Origin of the sequence: Christiangramia forsetii KT0803 (assembly GCF_000060345.1) — a bacterium.
GTDB lineage: Bacteria > Bacteroidota > Bacteroidia > Flavobacteriales > Flavobacteriaceae > Christiangramia > Christiangramia forsetii.
On sequence record NC_008571.1, the window covers coordinates 307673 to 332469 of the forward strand.

A 24797-nucleotide genomic window follows, 5' to 3' on the forward strand; every position below is an offset into this window, starting at 1 on the left:
ACAGAATTGATTAAGTATAAAGTAACCTCAACCTATAATTATGCGCAATCACTTTATAAGTATATGTGAATTTGCACAACAAAGGGAGGCAATCTTGTCTTTCATGATTTTTCTGGTTTCCCTCAAAAGATTATAACCGGTTTTATCTAGAAGTTTAGTGTAACGTTTTTTGTTGTTCTGAAAAGTATTACGATTTAGGTTTAAAAGTTTCTCCCAGTAAAGAGGGTTAGAAAGCTTTAGAAGTAGAGTCTTTTCATTTTCGTTTAATGAACTCAAATCAAGGTCTTGATCAAGTAAAAGAACAGTTTTATATTCTTTGTATAATTGATCGCCCAGAGTAAGATAAGTTTGTTCTAGTAGAAGATCTTCTATTGAATAAATACCAAGTTTCTTTATATACCTGCTTTTTTTGCTTTTTACCTCAAACCGAAAAACGTCTCCTTCTGTATATTCGGGAAACTGAACACTTTTTGCATAAGCCTTGATGATCTTGTATTGATTGCGGTTTCCTTTTCTATAAGTGGAACTTTTTTTACTATGAGGATGATCTGAGTCCGTTCTGAATTCGTTTCTTCCATGATAGCTAATAAACCGAACAAAATTTTTCACGTCAATAGGAACGAAAGTGTTTAGACCGAATTCTATATTAACAATATGGAAAGAACTAAGATCCGGTAGATTTAATTCCAAGATTATCGAGTTTAGAACCTTTATGCATTCAGCAGAGCTAAAGTCGTTTGCATTATGCAAATTACCATTATGATAATAGTGAGGTCTGATAAGGATTTCTAGTTTTTTCTCAAAAAAACAGAATAGAATACCATTGTAAACTTTAGTCTCTTTTGAGTTTATAGTTTCTTGATCAAAGTGGGAGAGCTGCTCACTTGAACTCTTCCAGATTAAAAGCTCATTTTTGTGAATGTGATTGATTATAGTTTTGTCTTTAACTAGAACCTTTAGGAAGTCTATCATTACCCTAAACTTGAGTAAGGCTTGCTTCTATTTCACTTCTCTTGTAGTAGATTTTATTCTCAATACAATATCGTTTGATCTTTCCCTTTTTAGACCATCTATTCAGTGTGGAAAGGTTGATTTTAAGAAGCTGCGCAGTCTCTTTTCTGGTTAGGAGTTCTTCCGGCTCCTTTGGTTTTAGGGTTTCTGTGAGTTGCTTTAAAGTTGGTTCTAGCTTTTCTAGTATCTCGTTGATGAAACTGTCTGTTTCTTGAATTAGTTGTACCTGTGGCATGTTAAGTAGTTTTTAATAAGCCACAAATGACAGTCTTGTTACAGTTAGGGAGAAATTAATAAGCCTTCAAACTTCCCTAGAAATTAATTTGGGTCAAATCCTATCTTTTCCAATTCTAATCTAATTTTTTCTAACCTTTTCTTAGTTAGAGGGTTGTTCTTTTGGTTAAGTGTGGAGTTATTCATCGGGTTTAGGTAAGACTGAACTGTGCTAGGTTTAATCCCTGTAAAGCTGCTTACAGCATGTGCTAAAGCATTTGTGGAAGTATTGAAGGGTTCTAAGCTTTTAAGAAAATCAATTACTCCAAGTTCTTCTAAGTAAACAATCTTCTCGCTCATATTGGAAGTGTTTAGCTCAATTTGTGGAATATCGTCTTCAAGTAGAATATGCATATCATTTTCAAAGAATTCTTTTTCAAGAAAGTCGATGATTCGATTTAAGTAATCTTCATAAAAAACATAGCTATCCCTTGATACCACTTTCCAGCAAATAGTATAAGAGCTTAAGCCTCTTTCTAAGAAATAAAAATCAAAATTACCGTAATTACAGATGACTTGTAGGTTTTGTTCTTGGAAAGCCTCTCTAAGCTGTTTTAGTCTCGTGATATAATGTTCAAACTCTGTTTTGATGAAGACTTTCTTGTTATCAGCGGGATAGGTCTTTTTCAGAATTTTGTAATGTTCTTCAATGCATAGTTTGAGATTCGATAAATCAAAATACTGTAAATAATAAACATGATTCATCAAAATGTGTTCTTGGAATGAATGCAAATTTCCTTGCTTAATATCATTCTCAGCTTTTTCATGATTCTTGTTTATTGCATCAATAACATCGGTGTGATATAGGCCTTTAGTTCTAGAAGGGTTTAGCTCAGAGAAGATATTTAATTCGGCTGGTATGAAAGACATTGACTTTTTTCTTTCTGCAAGGATAAGAAACTATTGATTGACAGCCTTGTTTCTTACCACTTTTAGATTAGCCTGTTTGTTAACTTGACTCTCTCTTTGTTTTTCGAATACACTTGCAATGGAATTAATGTAATCCGATGAGGTTTTACCTACATACTTAAGGTAGGTTTTCTCTGAACTATGGCCTGTTATACTCATCATAAAAGGTAGTGGCATTTGATCATGGTAATTCGTAGCAAAAGACCTTCTACAAACATGAGAGGCGATAGTTTCCCATTTTTCATAATGATCATAAACAAGTCTCTTTACTTTCTTTTTTGAGGTTTTAGATACCAAAACCATTTTAGGTACACCAGTGTAGATGATATCGTTAAATTCTGCAATTCTGCATACTTCTTTTACATGTTCATTAAATTTCTGAGGAGTTATAGCTCTTGGGAAGCCTTCTTTTAATATTTCCTTGGCATCATAGTTCAGAGGAACTAAAACATGCTTTTCGCCTTTTGTCTGAATTAATTCGATTACCATTCTGCCTTGTACTGTGCGAACGTTTCCTTCAGTTAGCTGAAGAAGATCTCCACCTCGTTGTCCTATGTTGCACCCCAGAATCAGCCACCTTCTAGCATTATCAAGTGCCTCAGAGTTCAGGTCAACTTTTTTCAGGACTTCTAATTCATCAAAACTGAGGTAGACTATTTCCTCTTTTTTAACCTTCCCTGCTTTAATCTTTTTTAATTGCGGGCTTATTTTAACACCGTTTGTTTCAGCATCATAACAGATAGACTTAATGTTGTCAATCATTTTTAGGGTATATGATAAAGCATACTTTTGATCGTTATGCATCCATGTTTTAAATTTCTTGGCAAAGGCTAAATTAACCTCGACTACTTTATACTTCTTTCTACCGCTAAATTCTTCAATTATTGTTTTACAGCGTTTAAGCCCCTGAATTCTACTTCTAGATAAACCTTTTCCTCCTTTATTATTGTCTCTAAGGTTTGCTCCATTCAAATATGAATCAATAGCATCTACCAAGTAGTCCGAATTTGATTCATTACTGACCACCCTTTTAAAATGAAGGTCGATATTAAAGGAAAGCCAATCTCCGTTTATTTCAATTCCGCTGGAATTATCTTCGTTTAATTTGTTTAGTAGTTTAGATTCGAGGCTCTTCAAGTCAGATTTAAGTTCTCTGCCGTCAGAGGATTTTGTTTTAGGAAAACCAGTAGCCTTGCTCCAAAGACTTGGATTAATGTAGAGTCCAGTTTTTCTTTTATAGACTTTTCCTCTTCCCAAGGAGAGGCGAGCATAAACAGGTGCATTGGATGATTTACTTTGAAGTAGAAACTTAATTGAGGCCATTCTGTTCTGTTTTGCGGACAAATATACCTTTTAGTCAACACCTAGTCAACCAAATTGGCACTTTAGTCAACCAAATAACATTAAATGCAATGCTTTTTATTTTATATAAACAGTAGTTATACCTTTAAATAAAGGGGTTCGTAAATTTTTAGAGAAGCAAGTGGTTCTTTTTAATATTGGGTTTCTAGTCCCGTCCCGAGTACCAAAGACCCTCTTAATCAGTTGATTTTGAGGGTTTTTTTGTTATGTAGCTTTTCAGACCTAGATTTAAATATCAAGGTCACCCTATAATCTCTTTGCAAAAACCTTCGCCTTCCCCTTCTCAATTTTTCGACGTTTTAAGAAGTAAATTCTTCAAAAATCACTGTATTTTTCAATTATCTATAAGAATTAAATGAAATTCTGAGATTACAGGCAACGAACAAGCATAGTTTTTATTAAATTCGGAAAACTTAATAAAATCATTATTTATATGACAAACTTCAGATTTGAGATGAAGGCTGTAGTGCTTTCATGCATGTTTATGGCTGTAGTATCCTGTAAAGTAAAGGATACTAAGCAGAATACTTCCACAGAGCCCGGTCAGGCAATGATGGAAAAAGATACGGTGAAAGCCGAAGAGAGTGCAGACCTAAGTCTTGATTTCAAGAAGTACGAACTGGAAAACGGCTTAAATGTTATACTGCATGAAGACAAGTCAGATCCTATTGTTTCCGTAGCGATTCAGTACGGAGTTGGGTCTAACCGTGAGAAAAAAGGAAGAACAGGTTTTGCCCATTTATTTGAGCATATGCTGTTTCAGGAATCTGAAAATGTTCCGCAGGATCAGTTCTTTAAGACGATTCAGGATGCCGGAGGTACTTTAAACGGGGGAACCTGGCAGGATGGGACTATTTATTATGAGGTTGTTCCCAATAATGCCCTGGAAACGGTGCTTTGGTTGGAATCTGATAGAATGGGTTATTTGATCAACACCGTTACAGAAGCTGCTTTTGCCAATCAGCAGGAAGTAGTTCAGAATGAAAAAAGGCAACGTGTGGATAATAATCCTTACGGACATACCGGTTGGGTGATAGATAAAAATATGTATCCTGATGGCCACCCATATAGCTGGCAGGTAATTGGAGAACTTGAAGATCTTCAAAACGCCACTGTAGAAGATGTAAAGGAATTTTATGACAAATTTTATGGTCCTAATAACGCAACTCTGGTACTCGCAGGAGATTTTCAGGAAGATGAGGCAAGAGATTTGATTGAAAAATATTTCGGTGAGATCAAAAAAGGTCAGGAAGTAGCTCCTTTAGAAACACAATTGGTGACTTTAGATGAAACTAAGCGTTTATATCACGAAGACAATTTTGCCACTGCGCCGCAATTAAATATGGTTTGGCCGGTAGTAGAACAGTATAGTGAAGATTCTTATGCACTTAATTATCTGGGACAAATCCTATCTCAAGGTAAAGATGCGCCATTATATAAAGTTCTGGTAAAGGAGAAAGAACTTACCTCGCGCGCCAATGCTTATAACAGTCCGAGCCAGTTGGCAGGTCAGTTTACCGTGAATGTTACGGCAAATTCAGGGGTAGATCTGGATAGTATTGAAATGGGAATTGAAGAGGCTTTTGACCTTTTTGAAAAAGAAGGAGTTTCAGATCTTGATATCGAAAAGATAAAGGCAGGACTGGAAACCGATTTCTATAATGGAATTAGCAGTGTTTTGGGAAAATCTTTTCAATTAGCCCGATATGATGTTCTTGCAGGTGATCCTAACTTTTACAAGGAGGATCTGGAAAACATTAAAAATGTGACCAAAGAAGACGTGATGCGCGTTTATAACCAATATATCAAGGATAAGCCTTATGTAATGACCAGTTTTGTGCCGAAGGGTAAAATGGATCTGATCACTGAAAATTCTGAAAAAGCTGAGGTTGTTGAGGAAGAAATCACGGAGAACAAGGAAACTGAAGTAGCTGAAACAGAACCTGAAGAAATTAAAAAAACTCCTTCTAATTTTGACAGGTCTGTACAGCCTGAAATGGGAGACTCTCCAAGCCTTAACGTTCCGGAATCATGGAATACTAAACTGGCGAATGGTTTAGAGGTTTATGGTATTGAGCAAAACGAATTGCCACTGGTAACCTTTAGCCTGGTAGTGGAAGGCGGGCATTTGCTGGATGATCTTGATCATAATGGGGTTGCCAATTTAATGAGCGATATCATGATGGAAGGGACCGCAAATAAGACGCCGCAGGAACTGGAAGATGCTATAGCCTTGTTGGGAGCAAATATTTATATGTATACCAGCAATGAATCTATCGTTGTTCGTGGAAATACTCTGAAGCGGAATTTCGCAAAAACAATGGATCTTGTCGAAGAAATCTTACTGGAACCGAGATGGGATGAAGAGGAATTGGCCAGGATTAAGACCAGCACTATTAATGGGATAGAAAGAAACGAGGCGAATCCTAATGCGATTGCGAACAGGGTTTACAATAAAATTCTTTACGGCGAAGATCATCCGTTTGCTTATACTACTTCAGGTACAAAAGAAGAAGTTAAGGCGATTAGCATGGAAGATTTGAAACAATTTTATGCTGAAAATTTCTCACCATCTGTTGCGAGATTGCATGTGGTTGGTGATGTAAATAAAACTGAAACACTTGCTGCAGCTGAAGGTCTAAAGAATAACTGGAAAACTAAAGAAGTGAATATTCCTGATTTTCAGATTCAAAACGATCGTGAAAAAGCTTCTCTTTATTTCGTAGATGTTCCGGATGCAAAACAGTCTATTATTAATATTGGATATATTGCGATTCCAAGAACCAACGAAGATTACTATCCTTTAGAAGTAATGAACTATAAACTAGGAGGTTCATTTTCCGGAAATGTAAACCTTATTCTTAGAGAAGAAAAAGGTTATACCTATGGAGCACGTTCAGGATTTAGCGGATCTAAAATTCCGGGAACTTTTACTGCATCCTCTTCTGTAAGAACAAATACAACAGGAGAATCGGTTGGGATCTTCAGGGATGAAATTTCCAAGTACAAAGATGGAATTACAAAAGAAGACCTGCAATTCACCAAAAATGCATTGATCAAATCGAACGCCCGTCGTTTTGAAACTCAGGGCTCGCTTTTGGGAATGTTACAGGAGATGAGCGCTTACGATCTTGATTCTAATTATATTGAGAAAGAGGAAAATGTTGTTAATAATATGACATTAGAGCAACATCAGGAATTGGCGAATGAGTACCTGGATGAATCTAAAATGGCCTATCTGGTGGTTGGGGATGCCAAGACTCAATTCGAGCAATTCAAAGAAATGGGCTTTGATGAAGTAAAACTTCTAAATAAGGAAGGTGATGAAATTAAAATGAATGATGTAAAATAAAATTCATTTTTCTATATAATAGAAAAGAGGCTGTCTCGAAAGTCAAAAACACGTCATCCTGAATTCATTTCAGGATCTTAATAATTTGGAAATCAAATTTAATTAGAAGCTGAAACATCCCGATAGCTATCGGGACAGCTTGACGAAATACAGACTTTTTAGACAGCCTCTTTTTTGTGCCTATCTGTTATAATTGCAAACTGGATCAATAGCTCAGACTGTACTCTGTCTTTCCTTATTGTATCTTACTAATCCAATAGAGATTTCTATAAAAATGATATATGATAATCATTTTCAGTATTCTAAAGCTTTCCTTATCTTCGGAAACAAAATTTTTTTCATGATCAAAAGAATGTTACTATTGGGCGCGCTTGCCGTTTTTAGTGTCGGCTGCAAGACGTCCCAACCAGCTGTTAAGGACAGCCAGAAACCCGAAAAAAAGGAATCAGACTTAAAAGAGTATTCTAAAGTGATCACTTCAGAAGCAAAAAGTGATGAGGGGCTTTTTACCACGCATTTTGTTGATGACAAGCTCTACTTTGAAATTCCCACAGGTCTTTTTGAAAAAGACATGCTTCTGGTAAGCAGGATTGCCGGAGTTCCTTCAGGTTTTGGCGGAGGCTATGTAAATGCCGGTTCAAAAGTAAATGAACAGGTAGTACGCTGGGTGAAGCGTAACGGGAATATTGATATGAAGGTAATAAGCTTTGAGAACCAAAGCGATGAAGAGTCGCCTATCTACAAGTCTGTACAGGCCAATAATTTTTTCCCGATTCTTTTCAGCTCCAAAATTGAAGCATGGAGCAAAGATTCCACCAGTGTAGTTATTGAAGCAGGCGGATTGTTTGAAAATGAAGTGGAAGCCATCAATGGAATTTCAGCGAGGCTCAGAAAACAATATAAAGTTAAGAAACTGGATAAAAGCAGGTCTTATATAGAATCTGCAAATTCCTATCCAAAAAATATAGAAATAAAGCATGTAATGACCTATGAGGCCGAGACTCCTCCTGAAAGGGACCAGGCCGGAACTATCTCTATGCTTTTAAACCAATCTATGATCCTTCTGCCTGAGAATAAAATGCAATCCAGGCTGGCAGATTATCGTGTAGGCTGGTTTACGATAGATAAATACGATTATAATTCAGAAGAATTAAAAGCAGATGATTACGAGATCATACGTCGCTGGAAATTAATTCCGAAGGATGTAGAAGCTTATAAAAGGGGAGAGCTGGTAGAGCCGGTAGAACCCATTGTTTATTACCTTGATCCTGCTACACCAGAAAAATGGAGACCATACTTTAAAAAAGGTATAGAAGACTGGAACGTTGCCTTTGAGAAAGCGGGCTTTAAAAATGCGATTATCGCCAAAGATCCGCCAACTAAGGAAGAAGACCCGGAATTTAGCCCCGAAGACGTGAGATATTCTGTAGTTCGTTATGTGGCAAGTACAACGCGAAATGCCGTAGGTCCTTCTGTGACCGATCCTCGTACCGGTGAGATCATAGAAAGCGATATCATCTGGTATCACAATCACCTAAGATCTTACAGGAACCGTTTTATGATCGAAGCCGGTGCTCAGAATCCGAATGCAAGAACTTTGAATACGCCTGAAGCCGAAATTGGAGAGATGATGCGTATGGTAATCGCTCATGAAGTGGGGCATGCGCTTGGTCTTCCGCATAATATGAAAGCCAGCTCTGCGTATACAACAGATTCATTAAGATCGGCAAAATTTACCCAGAAATATGGGCTTACGCCTTCTATTATGGACTATGCCCGTGTAAACTACATAGCCCAGCCGGGAGATGAGGATGTGAGATATATCAGGATGATGGGACCTTATGATCTTTATGCTATCAATTGGGGATACCGCTATCTACCGGAAGCAGCATCGGCAAGGGACGAAAAGAAAACCCTGGACAAGTGGATCCTGGAAAAGGCAGGTGATCCCATATATGAATTTGGAAATGGATACTCAGGAGCAGATCCTCAGTCCCAGCGGGAAAGTTTAGGAGACGATCAGGTGAAAGCCGGGGAATATGCCGTGGCGAATTTAAAAAAGGTAGTTCCTAATCTTGTAGAATGGACTTCAAAAGAAGGTTATGGCTATGACGATCTGGACGAGGTTTACAGAGAATTGAGTTATATGTGGAGAGGTTATCTTTCCCACGTAATCACCAATATTGGAGGTGTTTATGAAACACGCAAAACCTCAGACCAGTCTGGTGCGATCTACGAGCCGGTACCTGAGAAAATTCAGCAGAATGCCGTGAAATTCCTGAATAAAGAAGCATTTAGTACACCTACCTGGATGCTTGATCAGGATCTTCTTGGCAGAATAGAATCTTCTGAAGCTACAAATAGAATTCAGTCCCTCCAAACAAAAGCCCTGGAAAACCTCCTTGAAAAAGACCGTTTAAAGAGAATGATTGCGAATGAAGAAGTGAATGCCAGTGAGGCTTATACGGTAATGGAAATGATGACCGACTTAAGAGAAGGGGTTTTTAGCGAGTTGTATAATTCCAATAAAACCGATGCTTATAGAAGAAATTTGCAGCGATCTTTTGTAGATGCAGCAGCTTCTTATGTGAAGGAACTAGAAATGCGGGATAATGATGAAGTGCTTAAATCTGATATTATGGCCTTGATGAGAGGCGAGCTAAATCAACTTAAAAGTGATATCAATAGACGGAAAAATCTTGTAAATCATGAGTTAACTAAGTATCATTGGGAAGACCTTTTGGCCAGGATAGATACGGCGATTTTGATTGAAAAATAACTCGATATAATGGAATTATAAACGGTCGTCTATAGTCTATAGGCGACCGTTTTTCTTTTAATTCTTAATTGAAGATCTATTAGGAAGCGCTGGCTAAGGGATAGTTATTGTAAAAATTTAATATTTTTTACAAAAAAATGATATTAGGGATTATGATTTTTTTTAATCTAAAATGCACAAAACCATAATCTAAGGTGATAAAAGTTGAAAATTTGTGAAACTGCATGAAAAAAAACATTTTGATACTAAAGTTAAATTTTGTTAATTAGAGTATATCAAACTTAATAAAGTGTTAAAATGGAAACAATTGCAAATACAGTCGTAGAATTTAGAGAAGGCATGAAAGTTGCAGATTTGAGGCAGAATACTTCCATTAAATTTATTAATACCTTACGCGAGTATGATCTAATTACTCTTACCGTCAACGGTAAAATAAGGCTTACACCAAAAGGAAAAATTGCCACAAAACTGGGAATTAGTAATTATTTGAGGCTGGAGAAGACAGAAAAATTGTATGTAAAAGAAGAAATGGATAATTTGAAAGTTGAAAATGGGGGATTGAAAATGATCTTTGGAGGAATGTTCCTTTCTCTTTTATTTATTATAGGTTTCTGGATAGTTGAGTTGAAGTTGCTCTAACGATATTTTTGTAATGGCTTTAATGCTTTCAAAATAGACCCATATTTTTTTAAACAATCAATTTCTGAAAAATGGAATTCGGAGAATTAGAACCCTGGCCAGATATTCCTATTAAAAACAGGTAGGACTTCATAATAATTCTTAATCCCTCTAATTAAATCAAGAGATTTTATCTTAAGGGAATTCATGCTAACTTTGCGTAACTTTCAGTTGGTATGAATGAAATAGAAAAAGTTCTGCAAGAGCATCAAGTGAGGCCTACAGCCATTAGACTTCTAATGTACAAGTTTCTTCGGGATAGACAGGTTGCAGTGACACTCAATGATATAGAATCAGATTTTGAGATGTCTGAACGCACTACTTTATACCGCACAATTAAAACTTTTGAAAAGAACGGTCTTGTTCATCAAATTGATGATGGTACGGGTGTTGCTAAATATGCCCTTGATGAACCTGAAATTGGATCGGGTTCTCAAGATCTTCATCTTCACTTTCACTGTACAAATTGTAATGAAACCCTTTGCCTTACCGATCATAAAATTCCCCATATAAGCTTGCCTAAAGGCTTTGTAACACAGGATATGAATCTTGTTTTAAAAGGTATCTGTGATAGATGCAATGAGAATTAATGCACTTAAGTTGCACCAATTTCCCCTTACCTTTGCCCGTAATATAAAATCTATTCTTTCTTAATATTTTTTAATTGTAAAATTTAATCGGGATGTCTGAACATAATCACGGATGCTGTGAACCACATAATGATGGAATCTTTGGTAATAAAACTGAATTGATATTTGCGGTAATTAGTGGGGTATTCTTATTAATCGGTTTTCTGCTTGATACCTTTAGTGAACTTGATTTTATTTTTATTCTGGTTCCGTATCTAATTTCTTATGGTTTTGGAGGTTATTATACTTTAAAGGATGCTATCCAGGAAATTTCTAGAGGCAATTTTCAGATTGATTTTCTTATGCTCGTGGCGGCAGTTGGAGCTGCACTTTTGGATAAATGGGCTGAAGGAGCGCTTCTTTTATTCTTATTTAGTCTTGGCCATGCGTTAGAACATCTCGCTATGGACAAGGCTAGAAAATCTATTGAGTCGCTCACGAAACTTTCTCCAAAGATCGCTTTGCGAAAAGAAGGAGATGACTTTGTAGAAGTGCCCATTGGAGAATTAAAGATTGGAGATGTAATAAGAATAAAACCTAATTCTACTGTAAGTGCAGACGGATTGCTTATTAGTGGGAGAACAAATATTAATCAGTCACCAATTACCGGTGAAAGTATTCCTGTAGATAAAGAACCGATCGAAGATATAAATAAGGATTATGAAAATGATAAGGAGATTCCTGAAAAAAGCAGGGTCTACGCCGGAACTATTAACGGGGACAACAGCATAGAGATAAAGGTTATTAAAGAATCTCAGGATTCTACTTTGAACCGCCTTATCACCATGGTTCAGGAAGCTCAGGATAAAAAGTCTCCTACACAGCTCTTAACAGATAAGTTTGAAAAATTTTATGTCCCGGGAGTTCTAATTTTAATAGTGCTTCTAAATTTTGCTTTCCTGGTAGTAGATGAATCCTGGCAGGATAGTTTTTATCGTTCCATGGCAGCTTTGGTAGCAGCAAGTCCGTGTGCTTTGGCTATTTCAACCCCTTCAGCAGTATTAAGCGGAATTGCCCGTGCGGCGAAAGGCGGTGTTCTCATCAAAGGAGGTAAGCCATTGGAAGATTTGGGAACCTTAAGAGCTTTGGCTTTTGATAAAACTGGAACACTAACAGAAGGGAAGCCGAAAATGACCGATATGGTACTTTTAAATGGTCTTTCTAATGATGAATTTCTTCAAAAAGTAATTGCTCTTGAAAGTTCGAGTAATCATCCTTTAGCTAAAGCAGTGGTGCGGGATGGTAAGACCAAAATGACAAAATTAAATGGTTTTCCTGAAGTTAAGAATTCCGAAGCTGTGCAGGGCAAGGGAATTAAGGGAACCGTAGATGGCGAAATGGTTCAGATAGGAAATTTAGAACTTTTTGAAGACGCTGGCATTCCTTCAGAAGTGGAGAAAAAAGTAAAGGATCTTGAGAAGGAAGGAAAAACAGTAATGCTTGTTCACAGCAATAATGAATTTAGCGGAATAGTGGCCCTGATGGATACGCCAAGAAAAGCGGCTAAGCCCACCCTCGCTAAACTGAAAAAGATAGGCATTCGAAAAATGATCATGCTTACCGGAGATAATCAGCAGGTGGCAAACGCTGTGGCTTCTGAGATCGGACTTACAGATGCGTATGGTAGTCTATTACCAGAAGAAAAAGTAGACCGAATCAAAAAACTTGAAAAAGAAGAATCGAAAATCGCTATGGTAGGCGATGGAGTGAATGACGCTCCTGCCATGGCGAATAGTACTGTGGGTATAGCCATGGGAGCTGCGGGTAGTGATGTTGCCTTGGAAACTGCTGATATAGCCCTGATGGCAGATAAACTCGAAATTCTTCCGTTTGCGATTGCTTTAAGCAGAAAGGCACAGCAGGTTGTAAAACAGAATTTATGGATTAGTCTCGGCGTTGTAGCGTTGCTTTTGCCGGCTACCATTTTTGGCTGGGCCAATATTGGGATCGCTGTAGTCTTTCATGAAGGTTCTACGATTGTTGTTGTTCTTAATGCCCTACGTTTGTTAGCATTTAAAGATAAGTATAGCAATATTTAAAAAATCTGTAGGTTTTTTGCTTAAATAGGATTAAATCCAATATTTTTGAGTAAATTTTGGAATTATTCCTAACAATTCAAATATGGGCATACCTGGATCTATTGAAATTAAGCATTTTAAAGAAGTTCGCGAAGAGAACAATTTTACACAATCTGAATTTGCGGCCTTAATCGGGATTAAGAATTCTACAGCAGACATAGAACGTGGCCGCACCAAACTTTCAGGAAAAGTAGTTGCTGAATTACTTCGGCAATTTGGTATAAATCCGTTATGGTTGTTCGGAGAAAGTGGACAAAAGTACCTTAAAATATCCAAAGGGGATGTTAGTCCAAAAGTAGTAACTGTAGATAATGCCGATAATGAGAATATTGTTCTGGTGAATCAGAAAGCTGCAGCCGGATACCCTCATAATGTTCAGGATGTGGAATGGTATAATCAATTACCGGCGTTTGATATTCCTTTACCGGAATTTCGAAACGCAACCTATAGAGGTTTTCAAATTGAAGGGGATAGTATGTTGCCAGATTACAGACCTGGTGAATGGGTCATGGGGAAAGCAGTTTCGAGTATAGAAGAAGCCAGTAATAATAAAGTATATGTTATCGTAATGTATGATTCTGTATTGGTAAAGAAGCTTCAGAAAATGCCAGATCCCTCAAAGGTTTTGCTTATTTCTTTAAATGAAGAATATCTGCCCTTAGAGATCAATGTTCATGATATTCAGGAAATTTGGCAGGTAAATTCTAAACTTACTTTCAATTTAGATAATCCTTCTAATAACGGGCTTTTCCAGGAATTACAACAATCTATGAATGAGCTCAAAAGAGAATTAAAATCATTTAAACATTAAAAAAAGCCCTTTCTTGCGAAAGGGCTTTTTTTATTTCAGTTAGGAATGACTAGTAGTCGTCATTTCCTTCTACTTCGTCTTCTACTTCATTAGCGGCATTTTCAACAGCATCACCAGTTTCGTTAGCAGCATTTTCTATAGCATCGCCAGTATCATCAGCTGCTTGCTCTAGATCGTTCTCAACACTATTGACGTCATCATTCATATCATCCATGTCGTCAGACATTTCCATATCGTCAGTTTCATTTTCGTTAGCAGTATCTCTACATGAAGTAAAGAATACACCCATAGAAAGCATTAAAGCGAACATTACTATTGGTTTTTTCATCATTTTTAGTTTTAAGTTAGTTATTAAATTAATGAATTAGCAGCAATAACTGCTTTGGCTAAAATCTAATTATCGTCGCCTATTTTATCGATTTCTTCGTCAATTTCTTTGTTTACTTCTTTATCCACTTCTTTCGCAGTTCTTTCAAGAATTCCTTCTCTTTCTTCCGCTTCTTCAGGAGTTTGTACTTCTTTTTCGACTTCTACCTCTCTAACCACCGTCTCCTTTTCAGTAGTATCTCTACATGAAGTAAGTACAGCAGAGAACATTAATAGCCCACCGGCTAAAATTGATAAACGTTTCATGGTTCAATAGTTTATTTGGTTATTAGGTTCGAAATTACAACTAAAAGTTATTTCATGGCCATTTTTTGCTTTTTTTTAGCAATGAATGTTAAGAAATTTTGAGGCCATATTTAAAGGTATTTCTCCAAAATCCTTGTGGCTCCGGTATTACTATTTATATAGTGACCGGCGATCATCCCCGTCTTATCCCTGAATTCTGAATTTAAAAATAGTTTATTCATTATGGCAGAAAGTTCTTCTGAATTTTTAACAGAAAACAATCCGGCTAATTGTCTTAATCGTTCAGCTTCAGGGAATTTGCTAAAATTCTCCCCTATTATAATGGGGATGCCGAACGTGGCAGGTTCCAGGATATTATGAAGCCCGGTGGTACCAGCGGCGCCACCTACGTAAGCAATATTTGCATAACTATAGGCTCTTCCCAAAAATCCGATAGTATCCAGAATTAATACTGAATAGTTTTTTAGATCTTTTCCCTTCTTTTCTGAAAATCTTATCGACGGGATCTGTAGCTCACGTTCCAGTTGCTCAATCTTTTCGGCTTTGATCTCGTGCGGTGCAATTATAAACTTGATATTGGTAGAGCTATTAATAAATTTTAATAGTAGTTTTTCATCATCCGGCCAGGTACTACCGCAAACCACTAGAATTTTATCTTCCTTAAATTCTTCAATAAAATCTATCCGATTATCTGCTTCTATTTGTGCTGCAACGCGATCAAATCTTGTGTCTCCTCCAATAGTAACATTATTAAAACCAATGGAATTCAAAAGTGCTTCAGATTCCTTATTCTGAACAAAGAAATGTTCAAAAGCTAGTAAAGATTTTCTCATCCATTTCCCATAAGCCTTAAAGAATGCCTGATCTTTTCTAAAAACTCCCGAAACAAGAAATGTTCTAATCTGCCTCTTTTTTAATTCATTCAGAAAATTTGGCCAAAAATCATACTTGATAAAAAATGCCATTTTCGGCTGAACGATATTCAGGAAATTTTCAGCATTTCCAGGAGTGTCGAGTGGTAAATATGTGAAGTTGTCTACTAATGGATGTTGCTTTTTATTCTTATAGCCCGAAGGAGAAAAGAAACTGACAACCGTTTTTGTATCCGGATATTTCTCTTTCAGCATTTTTAAAACCGGAACTGCCATTTCAAATTCTCCTAAAGAGGCAGCATGTATCCACAAATACTCCTGGGAAGGATCAATATTCTTTTCGAGTTTCGAAAAAAGATCTTTTCTGCCCTCAGTAAATTCTTTCAGTTTAGGACTAAAGCTCCCTGCCGATTTAAGAACGACTCCGCTTAGCTTTACCAGTAGATTGTAAATTCTATGCACATCAAAAACTTGAGGTTGCTAAAATAGGCCTTTCCCAATAAATGGATTGCCAGTAGGGGCGATATTTCGTATTTTCGTAAACCTGAAAAATAGTGTAGATGAAAAAGATTCAAATGGTAGACCTTAAAGGTCAATATCAAGGTATAAAAAATGAAGTAAATCAAGGAATGCAGGAAATTCTGGAAGAAACTTCCTTTATTAATGGTCCTCACGTTCATGCATTTCAAAAGGAGCTCCAAGAATATTTGGATGTAAAGCATGTGATTCCTTGTGCCAATGGTACAGATGCGTTACAAATAGCGATGATGGGTCTGGGTTTAAAACCCGGGGATGAGGTGATCACTGCCGATTTTACTTTTGCTGCAACCGTTGAAGTTATTGCGTTGCTTCAGTTAACTCCGGTACTTGTAGATGTAGATCCTCAAACTTTTAATATAGATCCTGAAGAGATTAAAAAAGCCATTACGCCAAATACGAAGGCGATTGTTCCTGTTCATCTTTTTGGCCAGCCAGCCAATATGGATGCCATCATGGAAATAGCAAAAGAACATAACCTATATGTGATAGAAGATAATGCCCAGGCGATTGGAGCAGATTATCATTTAAAAGATGGAAAAGCTAAAAAAGCCGGAACCATTGGAGATATTGCGGCAACTTCTTTCTTTCCATCTAAAAATTTAGGATGTTACGGCGACGGTGGTGCGATATTTACCAATAATGATGAGCTTGCTCATACCATTAGGGGAATTGTAAATCACGGAATGTATGAACGTTACCATCATGATGTGGTGGGCGTTAATTCGAGATTAGATAGTTTTCAGGCTGCTGTTTTAAGAGCAAAACTTAAGAAACTTGATCTTTACAATGAAGCTAGAAAAGAAGCGGCCTTAAAGTATTCAGAAGCTTTTCATGGAAATGAGCATATTGAAACTCCGGTTACCGTTGGAGACTGTGATACGCATGTGTACCATCAGTATACATTGAAGATCAAAAATGGGAAAAGAGATACATTAGCGAAACATCTTCAGGAAAAGGAGATTCCATTTGGTGTTTATTATCCTATTCCGCTGCATCGTCAAAAAGCCTACCTGGATGAAAGATATAATGAAGATGATTTTACGGTAACCAATCAATTAGTGCAAGAGGTGATCTCATTGCCTATGCATACAGAACTGGAGGATGATCAAATTCAGTATATTTCAGAAACTATTATCAACTTCCTAAATAAATAATTTATGAAAAAACTGTTTACAGTAATTGCGGCTATTTTTATTACCTCAAATTTAATGGCTCAGGACATTTATATCCATGCAGGAAAATTAGTAGATACTAAAAATGGAAAGGTATTAAATGATAAAACCATTATAATTTCAGGAGATAAAATTAAGAGGGTGGAAAAGGGCTTTGTGCAGCCGTCCTCTGCAGAAGACAGTTTAATAGATTTAAAAAATAAGACGGTATTGCCGGGACTTACCGATATGCATGTTCATTTGGAAAGTGAAACTAATCCTAGCAAGTATCTTCAGAGGTTTACAAATAATCCTGCAGATGATGCTTTCAATTCTATAGGTTTTGCTGAAAAAACACTGATGGCAGGATTTACCACCGTTAGAGATCTTGGAGGATCAGGAATTAACATTTCCCTTCGGGATGCTATAAATAAAGGAAAGGTAAATGGTCCAAGAATTTTCACTTCTGGGAAATCCTTAGCAACTACCGGGGGGCATGCAGATCCTACAAATGGAATGAATAATGCCATGGTGGGCGATCCGGGACCAAAGGATGGTGTGGTGAATAGCGTGGAAGATGCGAGAAAAGCAGTAAGGCAGCGATACAAGAATGGAGCCGATCTTATAAAAATCACTGCTACGGGAGGTGTTTTAAGTGTCGCAAAGAGTAGTTCCAATCCTCAATTCTTTTCAGAAGAAATAGAAGAAATTGTAAAAACGGCTAATGATTATGGATTTCATGTTGCTGCCCATGCTCATGGCGATGATGGAATGCAGAGAGCAGTAAAAGCAGGGGTGAAAACCATTGAACATGGTACTTTGATGAGTGAGGCTACGATGGATCTTATGAAAGAAAAGGGGGCATATCTGGTACCAACAATTACAGCGGGTAAAGAGGTCACCGAAAAAGCTGAGATCGAAAACTATTATCCGGAGCTGGTTGTTCCAAAAGCAAGGGAAATAGGGCCTAAAATTCAGAATACATTTTCAAAAGCATACAAAAGAGGAGTCCTTATCGCATTTGGAACCGATGCCGGAGTTTTTAAACATGGTGAAAACGCCAAAGAATTTGGATTTATGGTAGAAGCTGGAATGCCAGAAATGGAAGCGATACAGGTAGCTACTATAGAGCCAGCTAAAATTCTAAATATGGAAAAAGAGAGCGGACAAATTGCCGCAGGTTTTTATGCTGATATTATTGCGGTAGATGAAGATCCTACTCAAAATATTAAGACAATGGAGACTGTTAAGTTCGTGATGAAAGAAGGAAAAGTTTATAAGAATGAGTAATTATTCATCGTCAATCTGAACTTGTTTCAGATTCTTCAGAAAAGATCCTGAAACGAGTTCAGGACGACAAAATAGGAAAAAGCCCGATCGTTTGATCGGGCTTTCTATTTTTTGTGGCTTCAAGTAATTACTCTAATCCAGCAGAAGAGGTATTCATACTTCTATCAATCTTCTTAACTAAGCCTTGTAAAACTTTTCCGGGCCCAACTTCAATAAATTCTGAAGCTCCATCTTTAATCATATTCTGAACCGATTGTGTCCATTTTACCGGTGCGGTCAATTGAAAAACAAGATTTTTCTTGATCTCCTCAGGATCATTTACCGCAAAAGTGCTTACATTCTGATAAATGGGACAAAGAGGTTTATTAAATTGAGTATTCTCAATAGCTGCTGCCAGGTCTTTTCTTGCCGGTTCCATAAGAGGAGAATGAAAAGCACCTCCAACCGGCAATATCATCGCTCTTTTAGCTCCTCTTTCTTTTAGATTTTCACAGGCTTTTTCTACAGCATCGTATGCTCCGGAAATCACTAATTGCCCGGGGCAATTATAATTTGCCGCAACTACAATCCCTTCAGTTTCTGAACATACAGATTCTACCATTTCATCTTCAAGTCCTAAAACTGCAGCCATGGTAGAGGATTCTAATTCACATGCTTTTTGCATGGCCTGGGCACGTTTAGAAACTAGTTTAAGTCCGTCTTCAAAACTCAAAACGCCATTAGCAACCAACGCTGAAAATTCTCCCAGCGAGTGGCCGGCGACCATATCAGGTTTAAAATTTTCTCCTACTTTGCTAAGAATCACGGAATGTAGAAAAACAGCAGGTTGTGTAACCTTCGTTTCTTTAAGGTCTTCCGCAGAACCTTCAAACATTATATCTGTAATAGAAAATCCTAGAATTTCATTTGCTTTATTAAACAGTTCCTGGGCTTCGGGAGACTTCTCATAAAGATCCAATCCCATTCCAGAAAACTGGGCTCCCTGGCCCGGAAATACATATGCTTTCATAAATGTTGGTTTAGTTGAACAAAAATAGGTATAAATAAAAAGACCTCACAACAAAGATTCATTATGAGGTCTCTTCCGACAAATACAGCCTTTATAGCTCTAATTTTCCTTTTTCTCCTATATCCTGTTTGTTACCACTTACTGCAGCCATTCCTAACTTAAAGAGCGTTGTCATTTTACTCTCATCATTATCCCAATAGTAAGCTTCTTTTGGATTTACCTTAATTGCGGTAATATTGGGATCATCCTTTCCTTCAAACCAGGCATTGTCTGCTTTCGAGTATAATTCATGAATTACATCACGATTGGTTTCAATAAATGCTTCTCCATAAATGCTCAGAAATTCCATATCTGATGTTCCGCTGTATAGTAACTGAACATCACTGTCTTTTTCAATATTTCTGTTATGCTCGCTGTTAGCATTACTTAAAAACCAAACTGCGCCATGATCATCTACCTCTTTGGTAGACATTGGAATAGCGCTTAAAGGTTTTTGATCCATGTTCGTAACCAGCATGCAAAAATCTACATCTTCTGCGATTTCTTTAATCTTTTCTCTGGCCTTATCGTCATATAAATTTTTAGTACTCATAATCAATTTTTTTGTTGGATATGAAGATACTTTAGATCTACAGGCTTATGCGCTAATGAAGTATTAAAAAAAGCAAGGCTGTTGTTAAGAATTGTAAAATCAGCTAAATTTTTTGATGATCGAAGCGACCTGGGATTTATATCCTGAACCAAAAATGTTAAGGTGTACTAATAAATAGTACAATTGCCATAGCGGGATTCTTTCTTCCCAATTTTCCTGAAGTGGAAAAACTTCGTTATATGTGTGAAATAATGTTTTATCAAATCCGCCGAATAGTTTCATCATCCCCAGATCCATTTCACGAGGTGCGTAAGCCACTGCAGGATCTATGAGACAGGGTTTCCCGACTGAATTCACCAGATAATTCCCGTTCCAGAGGTCGCCGTGAATAAGAGCGGGCGGTTCAGAAGGAATTAAATTCATACAATTCTTATAAAAGGAATTTTTTACATTTAGCTGAAAGCCCTTTTCATCAGCCATTTTGATCTGAGTTTTAAGTCTCATTTCTATATAGAACTCAGCTGCGGAATCTTTATAGCTATTATACTGCGGAAGACTTCCTATATAATTGTCTTTTTCAAGACCGAAAGATTCTGAAGTTTGCTGATGTAATCTTGCCAGTTGTTCTCCAAATATTTCCAAGAAATCTGAAGATTTTGTAGCGGCACTTTTGTGTTCAAGAAGGAGGTAAGAATACGAATCTACGTATCCGGTTTTTAGTGGTTTTGGAACATCTATAACTGAAGGGGCTAAAAGTTTTTCCAGGCCAAGTTTTTCTGCTTCGAACATTCCGGGAAAACTTTCAGAATCATTTATTTTGACTACAAATTTTTCAGAGCCGCTTTCAATCAGAAAGACTTCATTAATATCCCCTCCGGTAAGATTGGAAAAGCCGGAGAGTTCTTTTCCGAAGTCGGTGGTAATTTTTTGTAGAATGTTTTTCAGATTACTTACGCTCATAGGTTAAATAGGTAAAAGAGTGATCATGCTTTTCATCTTTTTCATGAAACTGCTCTTTTATAAGTTCCCATTCATTTGTATTAATTTCAGGAAAATGGGTGTCGGCGTCAAACTCACCATGAACTCGAGTAAGTTCGATTTTATTAGCGACTTCCATTCCCATTTTATAAATTTCGCCGCCTCCTATAATAAAAGGCTGTTCATCCAGTTTAGAAACTTTGATGGCTTCTTCAAGAGAATGCACTACAATAGTTCCTTCCGGCTGATAATCCTTTTTTCGGGTAATAATCACATGAGTCCGGTTTGGTAATAACTTTGGAAATGACTCAAACGTTTTTCTTCCCATAATGATATAGTGGCCGGAAGTAAGCCTTTTAAACCTTTTGAAATCATCTGGCAAATGCCAAACAAGGTCATTGTCTTTTCCTAACGCATTGTTTTCTGCCGCGGCAGCGATCATTGTAAGCATTTATTCTTAACTATTAATGGGTCTTTCCGGATCTTCCGGGCTAATTCTTTTAGGTGGAGGAGTAGGCTCTGTGGTATTTCTGTTCTCATTAACAGGATGCTCTCTTTCCACTTTCTCTCTAAGTTGAGCAATTTTCTCTTTTTGCTTTTTTACCAGTTTATCTACCTGTTTTGCTTCCCATTCTTTTCCCATAAAACTGTTTACTATAAAAACATTGAAAAAATGGATTAAAAATAATAACGTCCAAAGGAGCACTGCCCACACAAACCAGTTATATCCAAGAGGTTTGAAATCTTCCTGATAACCTATGACTACATTTAGTACAATTAGGAACACGGCTCCTATAAGAAACACCACAAAATGCTGAAAAAGCCTCTTTTTTTGCTTGGCTCTTTTTCGTGCATTTTCATAAAGCTCACGTTGTTCGTAATCTACTTCGGAAGTGTTTTTCTTTTTAGAAAACATAATAACAGTTACATTAGTGTAGTATCAAATTTACATTTTTATAAAAAGAACTTCCTAATGCTTATAGATAATTTAAGAAAAGGCTTTCCTGTACTCGAACAATATACTTATTTAAATACGGCTGCTTCCGGTCCACTTTCAGAAAAAGTTTGGGAGTTTCGCCAGGATCATGATATGGATTTTCTTATTAAGGCAAGCCTGTTAAAAGAAAAAATGGGAGATGTTCTTACGGAGGTTAGAGAAAGTGTAGGTCAATTTTTTCACTGTGCCCCTAACAGAGTTGCTTTAATTCCTAATTTCTCTTACGGTTTTAATAGTGTTCTGGAAAGTCTTGATAAACCAAAAAAGATTCTTCTGGTTAAAGGCGACTACCCCTCTATTAATTGGCCAGTAGAATCCAGGGATTTTGAGGTTGTTTATGCGGAAATGGGCGAGAATTTTGAAAGCAATATTATTGAGAAAATTGAAAAGGAAAAACCTTATTTTTTTGCGTTTAGTATTGTTCAGTATATCAATGGGGTTAAGTTGAGCATTGATTTTTTAAAGAAATTAAAAGAGCAATTCCCCGATTTAATTCTAATGGCTGATGGTACACAGTATGTGGGAACAGAGGATTTTAATTTTGATGATTCAGGGATAGATATCGTGATTAGCAGTTGCTATAAGTGGATGAATGCCGGCTACGGTAATGGTTTTATGCTTTTTAATGAAAGTATTCAGGGAAAACTCTCACCTAAAAATCTTGGGTTTGGCTCGCTTCAGGGAAAGTATAAAGCTCATGAGGGCAATTTTATTGGAAAATTTGAACCCGGGCATTATGATACCCTCAATTTTGGAAGTCTGAAAGTTGCTATAGATCTTATGAACGAAATAGGCATGCAAATCATTCAGAATAAAATTAATGCTTTAAAGAAAATGGCGAGATATAGATTTGCCGGTGCTGGCTTATTAGAAGAATGGACGTTGGAGCGTGCTGAATTTTCTTCTCTTTTCAATATTAAAGGGGATGAAAAACTTTTTAATCAATTAAGAGGGGAGGGGATCATTACTTCGTTGAGAGGGAACGGAATTAGAATAAGTATTCATTACTTTAATTCGGAAAAGGATCTGGATCATCTCTTCAAAATCTTAAAGATTTAAGTTGAAATTTTCAGGAGACTGTTTCACGAAAATTTATAGAATATTCAAATATATCGTTTGCGTATTTTCAGCCTGATGAAGAAAATCCTGATTAATTTCTAAATTCGTAAAAATGAATATAACTAATTGATTTATATTGTTTTGTATTTCATTTTAGTTTTAATTTGAAGCATGAATTTTTAAATAAAAGCAATCATGCCAATTACAAAACAATATCTAAAATCCAGACCGGAGTGCAAGATCACTTTTGTGGTTCCTGCAAAAGAAGCGAGCAAAGTTGAGGTAGCCGGAGATTTTAACGACTGGAACACATCTTCTCTTAAAAAATATAAGAATGGTAATTTCAAGGGGCAATTAAACCTTCCTGTAGATAAGGAGTATCAGTTCAGGTACATCATAGACGGGGAATGGGTTAATGAGATTGAAGCCGATGCTTACAAATGGAATGATTTTGCTGCTACTGAGAATAGTGTACTAGTAGTCTAATAGAATTTAATATTGACTTAAGTTAATTAGCTGATCTATTCAGTTACTTTCACACCATTCCAAAAAGCTACGTAATTTTCAATGGGTTTTGCTGCGTGGCTAGCCTCCGGGTAGTACCATGCGGCATCCTCATTTGTATTACCATTTACTTTCACGCTAAAATAGGAAGCTTTTCCTTTCCACGGGCAACGAGTATGGGAGTTACTGGGCTCAAAATATTCTTCCTTGATATCTTCACGAGGGAAATAATGATTATTTTCTACGATTTTGGTATTGGAACTTTCAGCAATTACTGTATCATTCCAGATGGCTTTCATGGCGGTATTATTTAAAAATTACTTTCTTCTAAATATATAATTTTTATAGCAGTTTTCCCTATCCTGAAACGACTTCTCTACACTTAAACCGGCTTCATCTGCCAACCAATTAACGATTGAATCATCGTATTTCTGGGAAATCTCAGTGTGAATACTTTCCCAAGCTTCAAAATTTACTTCTAATCCAATTTTCTTGATATTTATATTTTGCTGCTTTTTGCTTACCAGAAAGCTCTTTGCGGTTCCGGTTTCAGGATCGTAGGTTTCCCAGTGAAGAAAATTATCGATATCAAATTCACCCTCAAGTTCGTTATTGATCCTTACCAGTAGATTTTTATTGAAATCTTCAGTAATACCCTCAGAATCATTATAAGCATCAAGAATTTTCTGAGGATGCTTCTTTTGATCAAAGCCCATAAAAAGCATATCTTCTTCGCTCATCGCCTCTGCGATATTACCAAGAAAATCAACCGCTTCTTTATGATTTAAATTCCCAATATTACTGCCCAGGACGATAATTACCTTTTTGCGGGTATTATATTCTGAAAGCTTCTCAAGTGTCTTAAAGTATGTTCCCTGTTGTACCTCAACATTAACTTCGGGAATTTCATTTCTAAGTGATTCTTTTAATTCATCAAGAACATTTTGACTAATATCTACAGGTAGATAATTGAATTCAATATTTTCATCGACGAGTTTATTCAGAATTATCTTTGTTTTTTTTCCATCTCCCGCGCCAAGTTCAATGAGATCGAACCCGGATTTACTGCTGAAAGATTTTATAATGGAGTGGGCATTTTGTTCAATAATATCGAATTCGCTGGAAGTCAAATAGTATTCCGGCATATCCATGATTTTCTGAAATAATTTATCTCCCCTCTTGTCATAAATATATTTAGACAGAAGATATTTAGGATAGCTCGTCAATCCTTTATAAGTGTCCTCAGCAAAAGCTGACTCGAACATGGTTTCTGGTGGGTTTTTCATTTAA

General features: G+C 36.7%; 24 protein-coding genes. 10 read left to right on the top strand and 14 right to left on the bottom strand.

Features of this window, described 5'->3' with window-relative positions:
• Positions 1-48: 48 nt before the first annotated feature.
• The 4 genes from GFO_RS01260 to GFO_RS01275 all read right to left on the bottom strand — a co-directional run bounded on the left by GFO_RS01260 (position 49) and on the right by GFO_RS01275 (position 3516).
• Positions 49-690, bottom strand: a complete 642-nt coding sequence (locus GFO_RS01260; RefSeq protein WP_148264580.1) for a hypothetical protein — start codon at positions 688-690, stop codon at positions 49-51.
• A gap of 286 nt (positions 691-976) precedes the next feature.
• Positions 977-1246, bottom strand: coding sequence for a helix-turn-helix domain-containing protein (locus tag GFO_RS01265; protein WP_011708186.1), 270 nt, complete (start codon positions 1244-1246; stop codon positions 977-979).
• 83 nt (positions 1247-1329) lie between these two features.
• The gene (locus GFO_RS01270) at positions 1330-2154 is read right to left on the bottom strand and encodes a hypothetical protein (protein ID WP_011708187.1); all 825 of its coding nucleotides are present in this window, start codon (positions 2152-2154) and stop codon (positions 1330-1332) included.
• A 30-nt stretch (positions 2155-2184) separates the two neighbouring features.
• On the bottom strand, positions 2185-3516 hold the full coding sequence (locus tag GFO_RS01275; protein WP_011708188.1) for a tyrosine-type recombinase/integrase: 1332 nt from the start codon (positions 3514-3516) through the stop codon (positions 2185-2187).
• A 472-nt stretch (positions 3517-3988) separates the two neighbouring features.
• Here GFO_RS01275 and GFO_RS01280 point away from each other — a divergent pair, with 472 nt between their 5' ends.
• The 6 genes from GFO_RS01280 to GFO_RS01305 all read left to right on the top strand — a co-directional run bounded on the left by GFO_RS01280 (position 3989) and on the right by GFO_RS01305 (position 13882).
• Positions 3989-6907 carry a M16 family metallopeptidase gene (locus GFO_RS01280; RefSeq protein ID WP_011708189.1) on the top strand — a complete coding sequence of 973 codons (2919 nt, stop codon included), beginning with the start codon at positions 3989-3991 and terminating at the stop codon, positions 6905-6907.
• A 340-nt stretch (positions 6908-7247) separates the two neighbouring features.
• On the top strand, positions 7248-9686 hold the full coding sequence (locus tag GFO_RS01285; protein WP_041250195.1) for a zinc-dependent metalloprotease: 2439 nt from the start codon (positions 7248-7250) through the stop codon (positions 9684-9686).
• A gap of 297 nt (positions 9687-9983) precedes the next feature.
• Entirely contained in the window at positions 9984-10325 is a 342-nt protein-coding gene (locus GFO_RS01290; protein WP_011708191.1) for a hypothetical protein, read from the top strand.
• A gap of 215 nt (positions 10326-10540) precedes the next feature.
• The gene (locus GFO_RS01295) at positions 10541-10954 is read left to right on the top strand and encodes a Fur family transcriptional regulator (protein WP_011708192.1); all 414 of its coding nucleotides are present in this window, start codon (positions 10541-10543) and stop codon (positions 10952-10954) included.
• A gap of 92 nt (positions 10955-11046) precedes the next feature.
• Positions 11047-13032: a heavy metal translocating P-type ATPase gene (locus GFO_RS01300; protein WP_011708193.1), complete on the top strand. Its 1986-nt coding sequence runs from the start codon at positions 11047-11049 to the stop codon at positions 13030-13032.
• An 82-nt stretch (positions 13033-13114) separates the two neighbouring features.
• Positions 13115-13882, top strand: a complete 768-nt coding sequence (locus tag GFO_RS01305) for an XRE family transcriptional regulator (RefSeq protein ID WP_011708194.1) — start codon at positions 13115-13117, stop codon at positions 13880-13882.
• Between the two features lie 49 nt (positions 13883-13931).
• Here the strand turns inward: GFO_RS01305 and GFO_RS01310 are convergent, their stop codons facing one another.
• The 3 genes from GFO_RS01310 to GFO_RS01320 form a co-directional block, all read right to left on the bottom strand.
• Positions 13932-14213, bottom strand: coding sequence for a hypothetical protein (locus GFO_RS01310; protein WP_011708195.1), 282 nt, complete (start codon positions 14211-14213; stop codon positions 13932-13934).
• Positions 14214-14275: 62 nt separating this feature from the next.
• Positions 14276-14515, bottom strand: a complete 240-nt coding sequence (locus tag GFO_RS01315; protein ID WP_011708196.1) for a hypothetical protein — start codon at positions 14513-14515, stop codon at positions 14276-14278.
• Positions 14516-14625: 110 nt separating this feature from the next.
• Complete coding sequence (locus GFO_RS01320) at positions 14626-15849, bottom strand: 3-deoxy-D-manno-octulosonic acid transferase (protein ID WP_011708197.1); 1224 nt, start codon at positions 15847-15849, stop codon at positions 14626-14628.
• Between the two features lie 98 nt (positions 15850-15947).
• On the opposite strand from GFO_RS01320, the gene GFO_RS01325 reads away from it, so the two are divergent.
• Both GFO_RS01325 and GFO_RS01330 read left to right on the top strand, forming a co-directional pair.
• On the top strand, positions 15948-17081 hold the full coding sequence (locus tag GFO_RS01325; RefSeq protein WP_011708198.1) for a DegT/DnrJ/EryC1/StrS family aminotransferase: 1134 nt from the start codon (positions 15948-15950) through the stop codon (positions 17079-17081).
• A 3-nt stretch (positions 17082-17084) separates the two neighbouring features.
• Complete coding sequence (locus GFO_RS01330) at positions 17085-18368, top strand: metal-dependent hydrolase family protein (protein WP_011708199.1); 1284 nt, start codon at positions 17085-17087, stop codon at positions 18366-18368.
• A gap of 127 nt (positions 18369-18495) precedes the next feature.
• On the opposite strand, the gene fabD is transcribed toward GFO_RS01330, so the two are convergent.
• The 5 genes from fabD to GFO_RS17910 all read right to left on the bottom strand — a co-directional run bounded on the left by fabD (position 18496) and on the right by GFO_RS17910 (position 21863).
• Positions 18496-19377 (bottom strand): ACP S-malonyltransferase, encoded by an 882-nt coding sequence (fabD, locus tag GFO_RS01335; protein ID WP_011708200.1) that lies wholly within the window; start codon positions 19375-19377, stop codon positions 18496-18498.
• Between the two features lie 91 nt (positions 19378-19468).
• On the bottom strand, positions 19469-19969 hold the full coding sequence (locus tag GFO_RS01340) for a pyridoxamine 5'-phosphate oxidase family protein (RefSeq protein ID WP_011708201.1): 501 nt from the start codon (positions 19967-19969) through the stop codon (positions 19469-19471).
• 99 nt (positions 19970-20068) lie between these two features.
• Positions 20069-20929, bottom strand: coding sequence for a fructosamine kinase family protein (locus GFO_RS01345; RefSeq protein WP_011708202.1), 861 nt, complete (start codon positions 20927-20929; stop codon positions 20069-20071).
• Complete coding sequence (locus tag GFO_RS17905) at positions 20916-21398, bottom strand: dihydrofolate reductase (protein WP_011708203.1); 483 nt, start codon at positions 21396-21398, stop codon at positions 20916-20918. Before GFO_RS17905 ends, GFO_RS01345 begins: the two co-directional genes overlap by 14 nt.
• Before the next feature lie 6 nt (positions 21399-21404).
• On the bottom strand, positions 21405-21863 hold the full coding sequence (locus GFO_RS17910; protein WP_041249966.1) for a 2TM domain-containing protein: 459 nt from the start codon (positions 21861-21863) through the stop codon (positions 21405-21407).
• A 57-nt stretch (positions 21864-21920) separates the two neighbouring features.
• Here GFO_RS17910 and GFO_RS01360 point away from each other — a divergent pair, with 57 nt between their 5' ends.
• Complete coding sequence (locus tag GFO_RS01360) at positions 21921-23003, top strand: aminotransferase class V-fold PLP-dependent enzyme (RefSeq protein ID WP_308420151.1); 1083 nt, start codon at positions 21921-21923, stop codon at positions 23001-23003.
• Positions 23004-23198: 195 nt separating this feature from the next.
• Entirely contained in the window at positions 23199-23489 is a 291-nt protein-coding gene (locus tag GFO_RS01365) for an isoamylase early set domain-containing protein (RefSeq protein ID WP_011708206.1), read from the top strand.
• Between the two features lie 35 nt (positions 23490-23524).
• Here the strand turns inward: GFO_RS01365 and GFO_RS01370 are convergent, their stop codons facing one another.
• Both GFO_RS01370 and GFO_RS01375 read right to left on the bottom strand, forming a co-directional pair.
• Positions 23525-23806, bottom strand: coding sequence for a DUF427 domain-containing protein (locus GFO_RS01370; RefSeq protein WP_011708207.1), 282 nt, complete (start codon positions 23804-23806; stop codon positions 23525-23527).
• An 18-nt stretch (positions 23807-23824) separates the two neighbouring features.
• Entirely contained in the window at positions 23825-24793 is a 969-nt protein-coding gene (locus tag GFO_RS01375; protein WP_011708208.1) for an L-histidine N(alpha)-methyltransferase, read from the bottom strand.
• Between the last annotated feature and the right edge of the window lie 4 nt (positions 24794-24797).

Coding starts and splice junctions, on each gene's coding strand:
- GFO_RS01360 (WP_308420151.1), top strand. CDS start 21,921: ATGCTTATAGATAATTTAAGAAAAGGCTTTCCTGTACTCGAACAATAT.
- GFO_RS01280 (WP_011708189.1), top strand. CDS start 3,989: ATGACAAACTTCAGATTTGAGATGAAGGCTGTAGTGCTTTCATGCATG.
- GFO_RS01295 (WP_011708192.1), top strand. CDS start 10,541: ATGAATGAAATAGAAAAAGTTCTGCAAGAGCATCAAGTGAGGCCTACA.
- GFO_RS01375 (WP_011708208.1), bottom strand. CDS start 24,793: ATGAAAAACCCACCAGAAACCATGTTCGAGTCAGCTTTTGCTGAGGAC.
- GFO_RS01275 (WP_011708188.1), bottom strand. CDS start 3,516: ATGGCCTCAATTAAGTTTCTACTTCAAAGTAAATCATCCAATGCACCT.
- GFO_RS01370 (WP_011708207.1), bottom strand. CDS start 23,806: ATGAAAGCCATCTGGAATGATACAGTAATTGCTGAAAGTTCCAATACC.
- GFO_RS01265 (WP_011708186.1), bottom strand. CDS start 1,246: ATGCCACAGGTACAACTAATTCAAGAAACAGACAGTTTCATCAACGAG.
- GFO_RS01340 (WP_011708201.1), bottom strand. CDS start 19,969: ATGAGTACTAAAAATTTATATGACGATAAGGCCAGAGAAAAGATTAAA.
- GFO_RS01310 (WP_011708195.1), bottom strand. CDS start 14,213: ATGATGAAAAAACCAATAGTAATGTTCGCTTTAATGCTTTCTATGGGT.
- GFO_RS01330 (WP_011708199.1), top strand. CDS start 17,085: ATGAAAAAACTGTTTACAGTAATTGCGGCTATTTTTATTACCTCAAAT.
- GFO_RS01345 (WP_011708202.1), bottom strand. CDS start 20,929: ATGAGCGTAAGTAATCTGAAAAACATTCTACAAAAAATTACCACCGAC.
- GFO_RS01325 (WP_011708198.1), top strand. CDS start 15,948: ATGAAAAAGATTCAAATGGTAGACCTTAAAGGTCAATATCAAGGTATA.
- GFO_RS01315 (WP_011708196.1), bottom strand. CDS start 14,515: ATGAAACGTTTATCAATTTTAGCCGGTGGGCTATTAATGTTCTCTGCT.
- GFO_RS17910 (WP_041249966.1), bottom strand. CDS start 21,863: ATGTTTTCTAAAAAGAAAAACACTTCCGAAGTAGATTACGAACAACGT.
- GFO_RS01290 (WP_011708191.1), top strand. CDS start 9,984: ATGGAAACAATTGCAAATACAGTCGTAGAATTTAGAGAAGGCATGAAA.
- GFO_RS01305 (WP_011708194.1), top strand. CDS start 13,115: ATGGGCATACCTGGATCTATTGAAATTAAGCATTTTAAAGAAGTTCGC.
- GFO_RS01270 (WP_011708187.1), bottom strand. CDS start 2,154: ATGTCTTTCATACCAGCCGAATTAAATATCTTCTCTGAGCTAAACCCT.
- GFO_RS17905 (WP_011708203.1), bottom strand. CDS start 21,398: ATGCTTACAATGATCGCTGCCGCGGCAGAAAACAATGCGTTAGGAAAA.
- fabD (WP_011708200.1), bottom strand. CDS start 19,377: ATGAAAGCATATGTATTTCCGGGCCAGGGAGCCCAGTTTTCTGGAATG.
- GFO_RS01285 (WP_041250195.1), top strand. CDS start 7,248: ATGATCAAAAGAATGTTACTATTGGGCGCGCTTGCCGTTTTTAGTGTC.
- GFO_RS01365 (WP_011708206.1), top strand. CDS start 23,199: ATGCCAATTACAAAACAATATCTAAAATCCAGACCGGAGTGCAAGATC.
- GFO_RS01300 (WP_011708193.1), top strand. CDS start 11,047: ATGTCTGAACATAATCACGGATGCTGTGAACCACATAATGATGGAATC.